Raw genomic sequence first — 16,349 nt, 5'->3', positions numbered from 1 at the left:
CGGCTGGCGCCGCGCCGCCGCCGCTACTCGGCGGACTCGGCCTCGGCCGCCTCGGCGGCCGCCGCCGCCCGCTCCTGGGCCTCGCGCAGGCGCTCCTGGGCCTTGGCCTTGGGCTGGCTCTTCTTGGTCTGCTCGGTGCGCGGGCGCGCGTCCATCAGGCCGGCCTCGGCCAGGAACTTCGCCACTCGGTCGGTCGGCTGGGCGCCATTGGACATCCAGTGCCGGATGCGCTCCTCCTTGAGGCGCACGCGCTCCTCGTGCTCGCGCGGCAGCAGCGGGTTGTAGGTGCCCAGCTTTTCGATGAACCGGCCGTCACGGGGCGAACGCGAATCGGCCAGAACGATGCGGTAGACCGGCCGCTTCTTGGCGCCGCCGCGCGCCAGACGGATTTTCAGGGACATGACCGGGGTCTCTCCTTTTGGTGTTCTTCGTCGGTGATGGGTGGGGGCGGCCCGGGGGCAGCCCCTCTGCGTTTGCGGCCCTTCGGCCGCGGGTCAGCGTTTGCGGCCCTTCGGCCGCGGGTCAGCGTTTGCGGCCCTTGGGCCGCGGGTCCTAACGTTTGCGGCCCTTGGGTCGCTGGGTCATGAGGTTGGCCGGCAAGCCGGAGCGGCCGGGCCCACCGCCCCCCGGGGCGCCGAGCCCCGGCGGCAGGGCCGGACTGCCCCCGCCCGGGGCGCCGCCGGGCGCGCCCAGGCCCGGCGGCAGCGCGCCGTCTCCCGACCCCTTGGACAGGCCCTTGGACAGTTCGGGCGGCAGCTCGCCCTTCTTGGCCATCTCGGCCAGCATCTTCGGATCCATGTCGCCGAGGCCGTCGGGCATCCCGCCCCCGCCGCCGAACAGGCCGCCCATGCGCTCGGCCATGCCCTTCATGCCGCCCATCTTCTTCATCTGCTTCATCATCTGGCCCATCTGCTGATGCTGTTTCAGCAGCTTGTTGACCTCCGGCACGGCGGTGCCCGAGCCGGCGGCGATGCGCTTCTTGCGCGACGCCTTGATGATCTCGGGGTGGCGCCGCTCGCGCGGCGTCATGGACAGGATGATGGCTTCCTGACGCTTGATCAGGGAATCGTCGATGTTGGCCGCCTCGATCTGCTTCTTCATCTTGGCGACACCCGGCATCAGCCCCAGCAGGCCCTTGATGTCGCCCATGCGGCGCACCTGCTTGAGCTGGCTGAGCATGTCCTCCAGGTCGAATTTGCCCTTCTCCATGCGGCGGGCGATTTTCTCCGCCTCGTCCATCTCGATGGTGCGGGCGGCCTTCTCGACCAGACTGACGACGTCGCCCATGCCCAGGATGCGCCCGGCGATGCGCTCGGCCTGGAAGTCCTCCAGGGCATCCATCTTCTCGCCGACACCCATCAGCTTGATGGGCCGCCCGGTGATGGCGCGCATGGACAGGGCGGCCCCGCCGCGGGCGTCGCCGTCGACACGGGTCAGCACGATGCCGGTGATGCCGACGCGGTCGTTGAACTCGGTGGCCACCGTCACGGCGTCCTGGCCGATCATCGCATCGGTGACCAGCAGGGTCTCGGCCGGGTTGGTGACCTTGCGCACCTCGGCGACCTCGACCATCAGCTCTTCGTCGATGGCGAGGCGGCCGGCGGTGTCCAGAATCACGACGTCGTAGCCGCCCTTGCGGCCCTCGTCCATCGCGCGCTTGGCGATCTGGACCGGCTTCTGGCCCATGATGATGGGCAGGGTGTCGACGCCGGTCTGCTCGCCCAGGACGGCGAGCTGGTGCTGGGCGGCCGGGCGCTGCACGTCCAGCGAGGCCATCAGCACCTTCTTGCGCTGGGTGGTCTTCAGGCGCAGCGCGATCTTGGCCGAGGTGGTGGTCTTGCCCGACCCCTGCAGGCCGACCATCAGGATCGGCACCGGCGGCGTGACGTTCAGGTTGAGAATCTCGGCGGTGCGGTCGCGGTCGGCCTCGCCCTCGTCGGGCGTCCCGACCTGTCCGGCCAGCATCTCCACCAGGGCGTCGTGGACGATCTTGATGACCATCTGCCCCGGGGTCACCGACTGGATGACCTCCTGACCGACGGCGCGGGTCTTCACCTTGGCGATGAAGTCCTTGACCACCGGCAGGGCAACGTCGGCCTCCAGCAGCGCCACGCGCACCTCGCGCATGGCCTCGTTCACGTCGTCCTGGGAGAGACTGCCCTTGCCGCGCAGCTTCTCGAGAACGTCGCCGAGACGACCGGACAGCCCTTCGAACATCCCAAACCCCACGCGCGTCGCGCGTCCGGCCTGCCCTGCCCTCGCCCCCACGTCACGCCAACGCGTCTGGCGCCAGTGCGCGAACCCTCGCGGACTGGCGGGCCGCCGTGGCGGCGGGACAGGCAACCGAATGCGGTGCATGAACGGTCCGGCGCGGGCGCGCCCCGCCGGAAGCGTGCCTTGTACGCCCGCCGCCGCGCCGGAGTCAACCATCTCCGCGCGCGTCCGGCGGGTCGGGCGCTACGGCGATCCGCGCACCGACGGGTTGTTGGCGATGAACACCAGATAGGGCACCTGGATCAGGTTGCCGAACGTCACGGTGTAGGCGATCACCAGCATCACCGCCGCCGCGATCAGCGCGCCCAGTCCGTAGTACGGCAGCCCCAGGCCCATGGTCCACCAGGTCAGCACCCCGTTGAGCAGGAAGAACAGGATGTGCAGGGTCAGGGTGTGGCGGCGCAGGTCGAGGTAGGTCAGCACCGTGGCCATGAACAGCATCAGCACCTGCAACAGCGCGGCGATCACCCCGAAGCGGAAGATGCCGATCATCAGGTAGGGCAGCCCGAGCAGGTCGAAGATCTTGGGCGCCAGCATGACCACCGCCGCCGCCAGCGCCCCCTGGAGGATGGCGACGTTGCGCAGGCCGACCATCGCTTCGGCCACCATCGTGCGGTGGTCGCGGGCGATGCGGCGGTAGGGTGCATGATGGCGGATGCCGCTGAAGAACGCCTGGTAGGCGCTGAAGAACCGCGTCTCCACGTGCAGCACGAACAGCGCCATGGCCGGGATGACGGTCAGGTAGGCCAGGAACATGCCGCTGTCGTAGATCGGATTGTAGCGCAGCCCGGCCAGGGTGACGCCGTTCGGCGCCAGCCACATCACCCACTTGTCGACCCACAGGGCGGCGTTGCCGATCAGGCCGCTGAAGGCCAGCGTGGGGTAGAGCCGGAAGTACGGCAGGAAGGCGAACGGCCGCACCGGCGGATAGGGGTACTCGCCGAAGACCCGGGCCACCAGGACGAACAGGATCACCGCCAGCCCGACGTCGAAGCCGAGCAGCAGGCCGGCCATGCCGAGCGGCTGCACCAGCAGCCACGCCGCCCCGGCCGCCACCGCCATGCCGCCGGCGAAGGCCAGGGAGACCGCCTTGTAGTCCTTGAGCGCGGTCAGGAACACGCCGACCAGCCAGATTCCCGCCACCAGCACGTAGTTCCAGATCGCCGCCACCCGCTCCAGCAGCGTCAGGTCGGCGTACCAGCCGTACAGCAGCACGGCCAGCGGCGTCTGACTGGCCACGATCAGCGCCAGCCCGCCCAGCAGGGCGCCCGGCGCAGTCTCGGGCTGCCTGTCGTAGGTGCGGTCGGCCAGGTAGCGGGTGACGATGATGGTGATCGGCCCGCACAGCACCAGCGAGAACGAGAAGTTGTAGATCACCACCAGCCGGAACAGCGACAGCGCCCGCATGTCCACGAACACCTGCGCCAGCGCGTTGACGGTCGCCAGGCACAGGATGGTGAACAGCCACGGCCCCACCGTGATGAAGGCGGCATAGACGTAACCCTGCACGATGCCCAGCAGGTTGTCCTGCTCGGTCAGGTGCCGCAGGGTGAATCCGATCCCCGCCATGCCTGCGTTCTCCCTCGTCTCGCCGCCGGCCGCCGCCCCTCAGGCCGAGGCCCGAACGGACGGCCGATCGGGTTGCGCGATCATGCCGGCGTAGAGGTCGGCGTAGGCCCGGTCGATGTCGGTCTTGTTGTACAGCCGCTCGACCCGTCGGCGGATCGCCGCCCCGCAGGCCGCGCGCCAGTCCGGATCGGCCAGCAGGCCCAGCAGCGCCCGCGACGTCGCCGCCGGGTTGGCCAGCGGCGTGATGGCCCCGCCCGGCCCCAGCGGCGGGTCCTCCTCCGGACGCCCCAGGATCATCTCGCTGCACGCGCCGACATTGGTCGCGACCGTGGGAATGCCGGCGGCGCCGGCCTCCAGGATCACCAGCGGCTGGGCCTCGGAAATGCTGGTCAGCACCACCACGTCGATGCGCGGCAACCACGTATGCATCGGCACCCGGCCGGTGAAGCGCACCGTCTCCTCCAGCCGCAGGTGCCGCACCATCGCCAGGCACTCGGCGTGATAGTCCGGATCCTCGTCGTAGGGTCCCAGCACCAGCGCCTCGACGTCGGCGATGTGCTCGCGCAGCATGGCGGCGGCGCGGATGTAGGTCTTGACGTCCTTGATCGGCACCACCCGGCCGATGAGCGCGATGGTCGGCCGCCGGCCAGGGTCGGTCTCGCGTGGCAGCGCGGACAGGCGGGCGTAGTCGATGCCGTTCGGGATGATGCGCTGACGCTCCGGCGCGGCGCCGTCCTCGCGTTGCAGCACCTGGTTGCCGGCGTACAGCGTGATGATCTGATCGCAGGCGTCGTAGCAGAGGCGCGACAGGCTCACGAAGGTCCGGATCCAGACCTCGCGCAGGTCGTGGCCGGTCTGCTCCAGGCTCAGGCTGCCGCGCCGGGTCTCGTACAGCCAGTCGGCGGCGGCCACCTCGATGCGGCGTTCGTTGGTGTAGATGCCGTGCTCGGTCAGCAGCACCGGACGCCCGGTCTCCAGGCCGGCGCGCGCCGCCAGCAGGCCGCCGTAGCCGGTCGACAGCGCATGATAGACCCGCGCCGGCGGCAGCTCCGCCAGCATGCAGGCGAAGATGCTGCCGCACAGGCTGCGCCAGGTCCAGAAGTAGTCCGAGAACGAGGCCGCCGGCATGGCGCGTTCGTACATGTCCAGGATGACCGCCCACGCCGCCTTGCTGTCCATGAGCTGGCGCCGTCCGAGACGCCGGCGCCACGGCGCGATCAGGGCCTGAAAGCGCGCCAGATCGGACAGGTCGGCCCCGGTGAACAGGCGCTCCAGGGTGACGCCGAGACGCCGCATGAGGGGATCCAGCCGGGTCGGCGCCTGGCGCGGGCCGCCCGGCATCTCGTGCAGGAACACCAGGGTGTGCCCGACCACGTTGTCCGGCAGGTCGTAGCGGGCCGCCGGCGCCGGCCCCTTGGCCAGCACGCTGACCAGGTGGAAGGTCAGAGGGGACTGGGCCCGGATCAGGTCGTGCACCCAGGTCGACACGCCCCCGGCCACGAACGGATACGTGCCCTCCAGCATCAGGCAGACGTCGGCCTCGGGGACCCGCTGGCGGCGCCCGATCATCATCGCGCGGCCCCCTCGGCCGGCGTGCCCGCCCAGGCCGACTCCACCGCCGCCACCGCCGCCGGGTCCGCCACCGGCAGCCGGTCCCAATCCGGCCGGCCCGACCACAGCCCCAGCGCGGGCAGGACCGCCGCCCGCACCGGCGTGCCGTGGGCGGCCTCGGTCAGGCGCAGCGCCGCCACGTCCCGCAGCGTGTCGTACTCCCGCAGGGCGTACAGGCATTCCGCGTACCAGTCGTCCAGTTCGGGCGCCCGGACCCCGGCCGTCTCGCGGAAGGTCGTGATCCACACCCGCGCCTCCGCCGGTCGGTGCTGGCGCATCAGCAGCCGGGCCACGGCGATGCGCGGGCCGGGGGCGCCCGGGTCCAGGTCGATGGCCTTGAGGTAGGCGTCCAAGGCCCGCTCGCGGTTGTCGGCCTCGCGGCCGGGGTCGAGCAGCCCGGTATAGGCGTAGTCGTCAAGGTGGCGGGCCAGCGCCGTCCAGCGGTCGGCGGCCTCCGGCGCTGCCTCGACGGCGTCCTGCAGGGCCATCAGGCGGTCCTGGAAGCGGCCCTCGATCTCGGCCACCGCCGAGGCCGCCTGGACCCGGATGGCGGCCAGGTCGTCGTCGAGGGCGCGCCGCAGGACGGGCGCGAACGGCGGCCGGAAGTGGGTCGTCAGCAGCGACAGCATGGCCTGTTTCTGGGCCAGCGCACCGTGGTCCAGCACGTCCATGAACGACACCACGCTGTCGGTGCCCACCGTCTCGCGGCCGCTGACGATGGCCTCGTACAGGGCCTCGGCGCGGCTGCGGTCCTCGTCCGGGAACAGGGCGACGTACCACTCGTCGACGGTCAGCGCGTCGCGGCGCCAGCGCGCGGCCAGGGCCATGGTCGCCAGCGCCCCGACCGCCGCCACCGGACCGAGCACCGGCAGCAGCACGCCCAGCAGCAGCCCGACCGCCGTCACGCGGCCCTGGCGCCAGCGCCAGGACAGCCAGGCCACCACCCCCGCCGCGACCGCGGCATGCATCAACAGCACGGCCGGCAGGGTCGCCGGCATCAGCAGCGCCACCGCGGTCAGCGCCAGTTCGACCGCGGCCACCCGGCGCAGCAGCGGGCCGGCGGCCTCGGGGTCCGCCGTCGCCCGGCGCGCCGGCGTCGGCGCCGGCGTCGGTGCGGTCTCGGCGGCGGCGGTCATGCCGGATCCGTCCCGGGGTCGTGGAGGGAGACGACGGCGATCGACAACCGCAGGTCGGGATCGAGGTCGGCCAGCTGCGGCGCCAGGCTCTCGCGCAGCTTGCCGGCCACGACCTCGGCCCCGTCGAGCGGCGTGTTGGGCAACAGCAGCACATAGCTGTCGTCGGCGTTGCGCCGGTCGAAGGCCAGGTCGGTGGTGCGCAGGGCCTCCTCGACGCACGCCGACAGCGCCCGGCCGATCCGCGCCGCCTCCGCCGGTGCGGCGGCCTTGCGGCCCTCCACCCGCAGGGTGATCTCGGTGACCGGAAAGCCGATCCGGTCGGCCAGGGTGACCAGGAAGCGGCTCTGCCGCTCCAGGAAGCTGGCGGTCAGCAGGTTGACCTCCGGGTTCAGCACGCTCTGGTCGCGGGCCGCCTCGTACAGGCTGGCATTGGCGTAGGCGGTGCCGATCCAGTCGCAGACGGCGCGGAAGTTGTCGACCAGCCCGGGGTTGAAGTCGAGGAAGGGCATGGCCTCGATCTTCAGCATGCCGACGGTCTCGCCGCTGCGGGCGTTGACCAGGGGGCCGGCCAGGAGTCCGTGCTGGGAGACCGACGCGTCGTCGCGGTCAGCCGCGCACAGCACCCGGCGCCGCCCCACGATGTCCTGATACAGCAGGCTTTCCAGCCCGTAGGCGCGCGGGTAGCGGTCGCCCTCGGCCCAGCCCTCGGTGACCGCGGCGCGCAGCCCGCCGCCCTCCTCCAGGAGGAAGACCGAGAACTTTTCCGGCGCCAGCAGGGTCTGCACCAGGGCCGCGATGCCCTCGAGCACGTCCTGGCGGCCCAGGCGCTCCATGGCGCGGGCCGCCTCGTAGGTGGACAAGACGGTCCGCAACTGGCCCGCGACCCGCACTTCGAGGGCCTCATTGACGCGGCTTTGCGCCTCGTAGGCATCGGTCAGCGTGGCGGCCTGGGTTTCCAGGGCGCGCACCCGATCGCGCAGCTGGTCGCGCTCCGCGATCTGGCGGTTGCGTAACTCGCCCACCAGCACGCCGACCACCAGCCACAGCAACGGCAGCCGCGCCACCGCGAAGGTATAGGCGAACACGTCCTGGTCGATGTGCTGCGGCGGCATGTTGCCGATCAGCAGGGCGGCCGTGCAGGCGGCCACCGTCACCAGCGCCTCTGTGGAGCCGTAGCGCAGCGCGATGAACAGCACCGGCAGCCAGAACGGATGCGGCGCCACATCGCGGAAGCGCGTGCCGTCGAACACCAGCAGATCCAGCGCCAGCACCACCCCCAGGAACAGGCCCGTCTCCAGCACCGCCACCCAACGCATCATGTGACGCAGGTCCGGCAGCACGTCGAAGCGACGGCCGAGCCGGGGCAGCACCGCATCGTCGCCGCCCGGCGGCGTCGCGGTCCTGTCCCTGTCCGTGGCCCTGGCCCTGTCCATGGCCCTGTCCGTGCCCCTGTCGCCGTCCCGCATGACTCCCCCCTGGATGCGCCGGGCCGGTGGCGTGGTCGGCCCGCGCCGTGCTGGCGCCCCGTGCGCCGGCGTGGCGCGGGCGCTACCAGCGCACCCGCACCGCCACGCCGAACCGGTCCGTCACCCCCCCCGACGTGCTGGTGGTGTTCACCATGCTGCGCGCGGCCTCGCCGGTGATGTCGATCCGCTCGGTGAGCGGCACCGCGACGCGGCCGCCGAACACGACCCCGTTGTCGCCGAAGCGGTCCAGCGTGTAGCCGGCATAGGCGCTGGCCTCGGTGGCCTCCGGCCAGGTCTTGTTCCAGGTCGCGAGCACGGTGTGGTTCTCGCGCGTCTCGATGGGGATCGGCTCGAAGACCGCGCCCGGCAGCCCGCGGATCGGCTTTTCCGCCCGGGACAGCGCATACTCGGCGTCCATGGTGTACTCGATGGCCCAGGCCCCGTAGCGCCGCACCAGCACTTGTGTCACGCCGAGCGTGGCGGTCGCGGTCTCGGTCAGGACCTCGTACGAGTCACCACCGAGCCCGTACCGATTGTAGCCGGCACCGGCGCGCAGGATCGTGTCGGGGGTCAGCTCGTGGGTGGCGGTCACGGCGACGCGGTCGCGCCAGCCATCACCCACCAGCGCCTCGACGAAGCCCCAGTAGGGCTCGTGCAGGGCGAGCGTGGCGGCCAGACGGCCGATCGGCGTGTCGGCGCTGGCGCCCAGCTCCAGGCCGACGGTGCCGCGGCGCGTGCCGCTGAGGCCGACCCGGCCCAGGACCGGGCCCAGGAGCCGGCCGGTGACCGGGAACGCGGCGTCGACGTCCAGCCGGTTCAGGGTGTCCGAGAAGTCCTCGATGCGGCCGTCGGTGCGGCGGGCGTCCGGCGCGTCGACGAGGCGCGTCTCCAGCCCGGTGGTGATCTTGACGTCGCGCCAGAACAGCGGGCCGGCGGTGACCGGGACCACGACCTGAGTCTCGCCGTCCTCGACCTGGATGACGCTGAAGCCGACCTCGACACCGGGCTGCACCTGGCGGGCCAGGCGGCGGCGATCCTGGTGCAGGAAGCGGTCATCGGGCGTCTGCGCCAGCGCTCGCTCGTAGAAGGCCAGCGCGCGCCGCGGGCGGTTCAGGCGCTCTTCCACCGACCCCAGCAGGGCCAGGATCTCCGCGTTGTCGGGGGCCTGGGCCAGCAGGTCCTGGAGGCTCGCGCGGGCCGCTTCCAGGTCCCCGGACTCCACCTGCGCCCGCGCCCGCAGGATGGCGGCGCGCCGCAGGGCCGCGGCGGAGGCGGTGGCGGCGCCGTCCGGCGCGGCCTGCGCGTCCCCGCCGCCGGCTGCGCCCGTGGCGACCGTCGGCGGCCCGAAGCGCACCGTCACCTGGGCGCCGTCGCTGGTCACCGCGACCACCCGCGGCGTCACCGTCTCGATCAGGACGCTGTCATAGCCCGCCTGCGCCCCGGCGATGACATCGGGGGCGCGGGCCGGCAGGTCCGCGACGTCCAGCCTGCCAACCGGCTGGTCGAGGCGCAGCACCAAATCGCGGTTCTCGTAGGTCCAGGTGACGGTGACCGGGCGCGGGAAGCGCAGGTCCACGCGGGTCTCGTCGTCGCCCCGCAGTACCGTGACGCGGCCCGCCGGCCCGCCGCCCCCGCCGCCCGCGTCGACATCGGCCTGGGCCAGCAGCGGCGCCGTCGCGGCGGTCCGCCGCATCAGCACCCCGAACCGGTTGAGGGAGCCCGCGGCGGGCCGGGCCGGCGCGCCCACGACCCCGGGGGCCGCCGGCTTCGGTCCCGGCGGTGGAGCCTCGGCCCGGGCCGGCGGCGTGGCGCCGGCGGCCAGCAGCCCCGCACAGACGAGCCCCAGGAGGACGCTGACCGGTGGCCGGACGCGGCGGACCCTCATCGCGCCACCTGCGAGGTGCGCAGGCGCGGGCCGTCCAGCACCGCCTCGGCGCGGGCGATCTCGCCCCGGTCGAGCAGGCTGTTGGCGTATGCCGTGCGCAGCGTCACATCGCCCGGATGCAGGGCGATCAGGCGGGTATAGAGGCGTTCCGCCTCCTCGGTGCGGCCGAGCCGGGCCAGCAGCATGGCCCGGGTGCGCTGGATGGCGAGGCTGTCGCCATCCTCGACGCGGTCCAGGGCGGCCAGGGCGCGCGCGTCGTAGGCGCGGGCGGCCCGCTCGCCGCCGCTCCGGCGCAACACGTCGGCATAATACAGCGTGCTCTCCCAGTCGGCCCCCCCGCCCCGCATGACCTGACCCAGCGCCGCCTGGGCCGCCCGCCAGTCCTCGGCCGCGTAGGCGGCCTTGCCCAGACCCGCCAGGGCCTCGGCGTCGTTGGGCCGGCGGTTCAGCACGGTCTGGAACCCGGCCTGCGCCAGCCGCGGCAGTCCGCGCCACAGGGCGATGCGGGCGTGGCCGAGGAGCGCATCGGCGTCCAGCGCCACGGGCTGCGACGGATCCAGCGACAGCGCCAGGAAGCGGCGCAGGGCCATGCCGTCGCCGTCGCGCTCGGCCGCCCGCACCGCCACGTCCAACACCGCCGGGTCGGCCAGCGCGTCGGGGCGGTCGTCCAGCAGGGCGAGCGCCCGGCCCGCCGCGCCCCGGTCCACGAGGTGCGCCAACCAGCCGCCCAGATCGTCGGCGCCGGCGGCACGGGCGCGCTGCTCCAGCCACGCCAGTTCGTCGGCACGGGGGCGCGGCCCCCACAGGTACAGCAGGTTCGAGACCGCATCGGCGGTCGGTGGCGCCCCCTCGGCGAGGCGCCGGAACAGCGGTTCCGCGGCCGCCTTGTCGCCGATCTCCAGCAGCTTGTAGGCCAGTTGCGCGCGCTCCGGCGCCCCCAGATCCGGCCGCGCCGCGCGCGCCCGCCAGAACCGGGCCAGGGCCTGGGTCTGACCGCTGCGGCGCAACTGCTCGGCGTAGATGTCCGACCATGGCGGTCCCTGGCGCACCGCCATGTCGCGCAGCCGCGACCCGGCCGCCGCCGGATCGCCCTTGTCGAGCAGCGCGTACAGCCGCGCCTCGCGTTGTTCGGTGGACAGGTCCGGCCGCTCCAGCTCGGCCAGCAGGAAGCGCGTGATTTCCTCCGAGCGGCCCAGTTCGGCCAGGATCTCCAGATAGGGATAGAGCCAGCGGTCGGGCTCGCGCCGGGCCAGCCGTTCCAGCCGGGGGGCGGCCGTCTCCAGACCGCCCAGCCGCGCCAGCGTCGCCAGCCACTGCTCGGCCCGGGCCGGGTCGTCGGCCGCGACGCGCCGCTCCGCGGTGCGGCGGGCCACCACCGCCGGCGGCTGGTCGGCCCGCGTCGCCACCACGACCGCGCTCGCGTAGGCGGCCGCCAGGGCCGGCTCGGCGTTCGGCAGCAGCGGCCGCAGACCGCCCAGCACCGCCGCGGCCGCCTCCGCCGCCGCCGACGGATCGCCGAGCACCGCCGCCTCGGCGGCGGCGACCGCCTCCCGGGCCTCGGGCGACAGGCCGCGCGCGGCCGGCGCCGGCACCGCCACCCCCAGGGTGCGCGCCAGCGTCGCCGCCAGGCGGGGTGCGGGATCGGCCAGGGCGGCCAGGCCGGCGGCGGTGTCGGGCCGGGCCAGGATGAAGGGCCGCAGCGCCGCCAGGTCCGGCCGTGTCACCGCCGCCATCGCCATCGCGACGGTCAGTTCAGCGCGGTCCTCGGGCGAATCGCGCACCGCCACCAGGCGTTCGCCGGCCGCCAGATGAAGCCGCCAGGACCCGGCCTCGCCGCCCAGCGTCCGGATCCGCTCCAGGGTGGCAACGTCGAGGCGACCGAAGGCGTCGCTCTGCACCCAGTCCGCCACCACGTCGGTGCGGCCGGCGTTGACCGCCAGTACCAGCCACCCGAGCGTCATGTCCGGATCGGCGCCGGTGGCGGCACCACGCTGACGGAAGTCGGCAAGTCCCTCCGCAACCCGGCCCTGGCGGACGTAGGCCCAGGACAGGCCGGGCCAGACGTCCGGCGGTGGCGACGGCTGGGCCGCAACCTGACGGAACATGGCCAGCGAGGCCGCGTCATCCCCGATGGCGCCGAGCAGCGACGCCAGCGCGAGTTGCTGGTCCCCCGACAGGTCGCGCCAATGGGCATGCGCCGTCATCGCCCACTGGCGCGCCATCGCCGGGCGCCCGACGGCGTGCATCAGGCGCGCGGCCAGCAGCGGCACGGGCTCCAGATCCGCGGCGTCAAGGTGCGCCAGCAGCCGCTCCAGGAACGCCGGCCGACCGTCGAGCAACGCCTTCTCGATCAGGGAGGCGACCATCCAGTCGGGGATCAGGGCCGGCGGCGCGGCGCCCGCGAGAATCGACAGCGCCTGATCGAGATGGCCCGTGGTCAGCGCCAGATCCATCAGGGTCTCGACCATCCAGGGCTCCAGGCGGCCCTGGTCGTACAGGCGGGTCAACCGCAGGCGCGCCGCCTCCGGCGCCCCCGTCGCCCGCAGCAGGCGCGCCACCTGACTGAGCAGGTCCGGACTCACCCCGGCCAGCGCGTCGAAGCGCGCCAGCACATCGAGGGCCAGATCGGGACGCCCGAACTGCTCCAGGTAGATGGCGTGCTGCATCGCCGTCTTCAGCGTGCCCCCGCCGGCGATCCACGCCCGCGCCGTGCGCGCCGCCACGGCTGTATCCCCGCCGGCGGCCAGCGCGAACACGCGCAGATTGGTGACATCCGCGTTCACCGCGCGGGGCGACAGCCTGGCCAGGCGGTCCAGGGTCTCGACGGCGGCATCGAAGCGGCCCAGCGCCACCTGGATGTAGGACAGGCCGAGCGCCTCCTGTTTCGTCGCCCAGCCCCGCGCCACCAGTTCCGCCATCGCGTCCACCTGGGCGTCGAGCCGGCCGGCGCGGTTGTACAGCGCGGACAGCGTCCGCAAGAGGGGCGGGGTGCTGTCGATGGCCCGCACCCGCTCCAGTGTCAGGCGGAAGTCGGTGTAACGCTGGGCGTAGCGGTAGTAGGTCGCCAGCCGCTCCAGCGCCGCCACGTCGCGCGGGCGCCGGTCGGTGTAGCGCTCCATCACGGCAATGGCGGCGTCGACATCGCCGGCCTGGAGATGCAGCTTGACCAGCGGGGTGACCACGAACGAGGTCCAGTTGCCCTCGGCGAGTTGGGCCTCCAGCGCCGCCTCGGCCTCGGCGTACTGCTTGTCGCGGAAGTACATCTGCCCGAGATCGTCCTCGCCCGGCACCAGCAGCAGCGCGGCGGCGGTGATCAGCGAGACCAGCAGAAAGACGAAGACGACGTGCAGTTTCATGACGGCCTCGCCAGGGCGAGATGCACCTCCACCGCGTCGAGACCGACCGGCGGCAGCGCATAGGCGAGGCGGCCGGTGCGGTCGGCCCGGGCCGACAGGCGCGCCACCGCCGCGCCACCGGCATCCCGGGCGGTGACGCGCGCCTCGGCCTCGGGTGGCACCTGCCAGGCCATCGCGCCGTCGCCGAAGCCCTGCGCCTGCACCGTCAGGCCGTCGCCGTCACCGTCGCGGCGCAGCGCGCGCAGCGGCCAGCGGCTTTCGATCAGGTACGGCCGCGGCGTCCCGGGTGGCGCCCGGTCCGGGGTCGGCCAGTCCATGAGCGCGATCTCGGGCGCCGCGACCGCCGGGTCCAACGCCACGTACAGGCTGCCCTGGTAATGCCGCTGGCCGAGCACGCCCTCGGAGGCCACCATGTCGACCGCCCGATGGGTGGCCGCGTCGAAGCGGATGGTCTGGAGGGCACCCCGGCCGGAGACGCGCCAGCGGTCCGGTCCGAGCGGGATCAAGAGGGTATCGTAGAAGCCGTCGACGATGGTGACGAAGTGCGTCGTGGTGACCGGGCAAACGGGGTGGGCGCGGGCATAGTAGAGGTTATGCAGCAGCGCGTTGAGGCTCGCCACCTTGCTGCCCGAATACATGTGGTAGTAGACGTTGATCGGCTTGAGACGCATCGGCGACTCGCAGCGGTCCAGCGTCTCGGTGAGGAACCGGAACCCGAAGAAGCGCCCGCGCCACAGGTCGGTGTAGGTGTTCTCGTTGCTGGCGGCGGTGTAGATCTGGCGCTCTTCCTGGTCGGGCGGCCCGACCAGCCGGCCGTTCGGGGAGACCCAGGCCACGGACGGAAACGCCCCGTCGAAGCGGGTGTCGCCGCCGTTGATGTTCAGCAGGCCCGCCTCGCGGGCGGCGGTCAGCGCCTCCGGATAGGGCTTGGTGTCGCCGGACCACTGCACCAGCCGCACGGGCTTGTCCGCCGGCGCGAACCGGTCGATGAAGGCGGCGGCGCCGCCCATCTCCCGGTCGAGATCGAACGGCTGGTCCAGGAAGGCCCGCGGGCGCGAGTACTTCTTGCTGAGGTCCGCCTCGCCGATGTCCAGGATCTCCTGATCGAGCGCGGCGCTGCCGTAGGTGTTGAGTTGTCCACTCGCCTCCAGGGCGGCGACGAACGGCGCCTCCTTCTCCGGCGTGTAGTCGGCGAAGAAGTCCCAGTGGAACGGGTGGGTATAGGTGTGGCTGGCGGTCTCGACCTGCGGCAGCGCGAACAGCGCCCGGGCCATGTCCTGCGACTGCGGCACGGCCCGCCAATCCGGATCCAGTTCCGCCGCGATCGGCGCCACCGTCACCGGCAGATCGGGGAACGGCTCGATGGCCTCGCGCATCACGACCTCGGACGCGATGGCGCCGCGCTCCTCGTAGCCCGGCAGTTCAGCCTTGCTGTTCCAGCCGTCGCCGTCGATATGGCTGAAGTACATCCGCCGTCCGGTCAGGGTGGTGATGTCCGGGCGCGGCAGACCGTCCAGGCCCAACGCCTGACCGAAGAACAGGAACGGATCCAGCAGCCAGGCGCGCAGGCCGTCCGGGTCCAGGTCCTCCGACGCCGGGTTGTAGCCGGAATCCTCGGTGAACACCTCGTAGCCGGCGGCCGCGAACCCGCCCGCCGGGCCGGTGACCACCAGGTGGCTGTCCAGGTCGGGGTCGTCGTCGTAGCGCGCCACCAGCCACGACCGCACGGCCGGATCGGTCGGATCGGTCGGCCGCACCACCGGATACTCCTGGAGCATGCCGCCGAGCGCGCGTTCGTAGTCCATCATGCGCGCATCGCGCACCGGAAAGGTTACGCCGTAACTGGCGGAGATCCAGCGGTCGCCGTAGCGCAGGCCGAGGCCGGCAAGGAAACCCGCCAGCGGCGCCCGGATCGCGGGGTCGTCCGGTGACCCGGCGAACAGAAGATCGCCCAGGACCACGAACCGCACGCCGCGCGCCTGGAGGCCCCCCGCCCAGGCCAGAAATGCCGCCGGATCGTCCAGACGCGCACCGCGGAACCAGGTGACGACCGCCCGCAGGCCGGGCAGCGTGTCGGGATCGGGCAACGGCTCCAGCACGTTGTGATAGCGCACCACCATGCCGAGGTGATTCATGGGAAACTCGGCGACGGCATGCAGCAAGTGATAGCGGATCTCGTTGCCCGCCGGATGGTACAGGGCCAGGACGGTCCGGGGCATCGCGGCGGGCGGCGCGGTCATGGCGACCTCCCCGGTTCCGGCACGATGGTGTCGAGCGCGATGGTCGCCACGTAGGGATCGAAGCCGTTGCGCCGCTGGGCCTGGTAGATCTTCGCGATCACCTCGGCCTCGCCGGACGGCCAGTAGTCCAGCGTCAGCACGCGCAGGGCGGGATTGGCCCGGCGGGCGGCCACCAGGCGCTCCACCTGCCAGCGGTAGGCGTCGTCGTCCACCCGGCGGTAGGTGCGGGACTCGAAGTCGAACGAGGCCACCACCGCCTCGCCCAGCAGGATGTCGATCTGATCGACGATGCGGGGCAACAGCGTGTAGGCCCGGTTCACGGCGATGCGCATGGCGGGATAGTGCCGGCGCAGCGTGCGCACCAGCCCCGCGGCGGCGTCGATCATGCCGGCGTGGCGGGCGGGGTCGGTCTCCTCGCGGTGAATGGCCGTATCGAGCGTGTCCAGGAACACGCCACTGAAGCCGTGCCGCAGGATGCGCGGCACCAGTCGCTCGACCACCATGCGGGTCCAGGCGGGATCGCGCAGGTCGATCAGGCGGCTGTCGGGCCAGTTGGGATTCACCGGCCCGAGCAGGCCGGCGGCCTCCAGGTCGTCGGCCCAGGGTCGGTAGCGATCGACCTCGCCCAGCGACAGGTAGCCGAGCACGTCCTTGTCGCGCTTGCGCAGCGGCCGGACGATCTCGGTCACCGCGCTGTCGAGCACCACCAGATCATAGGGCGCGAAGGCTGACATCGGCGCCTCGGCCCCGTAGTAGACCACCCAGCGCCCGCCCTCGCCGTCCGGCGCGGCGGCGGCCGCAGACATCGCGGC

General features: G+C 72.7%; 10 protein-coding genes. All 10 read right to left on the bottom strand.

Features of this window, described 5'->3' with window-relative positions; translation table 11 throughout:
• Window positions 1-23: 23 nt before the first annotated feature.
• Window positions 24-401 (bottom strand): 30S ribosomal protein S16, encoded by a 378-nt coding sequence (gene rpsP / locus GGD88_RS08515; RefSeq protein ID WP_184434154.1) that lies wholly within the window; start codon window positions 399-401, stop codon window positions 24-26.
• Window positions 402-552: 151 nt separating this feature from the next.
• On the bottom strand, window positions 553-2,217 hold the full coding sequence (gene ffh / locus GGD88_RS08510) for a signal recognition particle protein (protein WP_184434152.1): 1,665 nt from the start codon (window positions 2,215-2,217) through the stop codon (window positions 553-555).
• Window positions 2,218-2,457: 240 nt separating this feature from the next.
• Entirely contained in the window at window positions 2,458-3,843 is a 1,386-nt protein-coding gene (gene pelG / locus GGD88_RS08505; RefSeq protein ID WP_184434150.1) for an exopolysaccharide Pel transporter PelG, read from the bottom strand.
• Window positions 3,844-3,882: 39 nt separating this feature from the next.
• Window positions 3,883-5,415: a GT4 family glycosyltransferase PelF gene (pelF, locus tag GGD88_RS08500; RefSeq protein ID WP_184434148.1), complete on the bottom strand. Its 1,533-nt coding sequence runs from the start codon at window positions 5,413-5,415 to the stop codon at window positions 3,883-3,885.
• A complete protein-coding gene (locus GGD88_RS08495) occupies window positions 5,412-6,590 on the bottom strand; it encodes a tetratricopeptide repeat protein (RefSeq protein ID WP_184434146.1) in 1,179 nt (392 codons plus the stop codon). The genes pelF and GGD88_RS08495 overlap by 4 nt, the downstream gene beginning before the upstream one ends.
• Complete coding sequence (locus GGD88_RS08490; RefSeq protein ID WP_184434144.1) at window positions 6,587-8,023, bottom strand: GAF domain-containing protein; 1,437 nt, start codon at window positions 8,021-8,023, stop codon at window positions 6,587-6,589. Before GGD88_RS08490 ends, GGD88_RS08495 begins: the two co-directional genes overlap by 4 nt.
• A 115-nt stretch (window positions 8,024-8,138) precedes the next feature.
• Window positions 8,139-9,941, bottom strand: a complete 1,803-nt coding sequence (locus GGD88_RS08485; RefSeq protein ID WP_184434142.1) for a tetratricopeptide repeat protein — start codon at window positions 9,939-9,941, stop codon at window positions 8,139-8,141.
• A complete protein-coding gene (locus GGD88_RS08480; RefSeq protein WP_184434139.1) occupies window positions 9,938-13,297 on the bottom strand; it encodes a tetratricopeptide repeat protein in 3,360 nt (1,119 codons plus the stop codon). Before GGD88_RS08480 ends, GGD88_RS08485 begins: the two co-directional genes overlap by 4 nt.
• Window positions 13,294-15,537, bottom strand: a complete 2,244-nt coding sequence (locus tag GGD88_RS08475; protein WP_184434136.1) for a polysaccharide deacetylase family protein — start codon at window positions 15,535-15,537, stop codon at window positions 13,294-13,296. The genes GGD88_RS08480 and GGD88_RS08475 overlap by 4 nt, the downstream gene beginning before the upstream one ends.
• Complete coding sequence (locus GGD88_RS08470; protein WP_184434133.1) at window positions 15,534-16,343, bottom strand: glycoside hydrolase family 191 protein; 810 nt, start codon at window positions 16,341-16,343, stop codon at window positions 15,534-15,536. Before GGD88_RS08470 ends, GGD88_RS08475 begins: the two co-directional genes overlap by 4 nt.
• Between the last annotated feature and the right edge of the window lie 6 nt (window positions 16,344-16,349).

Origin of the sequence: Roseospira goensis (assembly GCF_014197795.1) — a bacterium.
GTDB classification, from domain to species: Bacteria; Pseudomonadota; Alphaproteobacteria; order Rhodospirillales; family Rhodospirillaceae; genus Rhodospira; species Rhodospira goensis.
The sequence above is the reverse complement of the archived record's forward strand: the minus strand, read 5'-3'. Positions and strand labels throughout refer to the sequence as shown.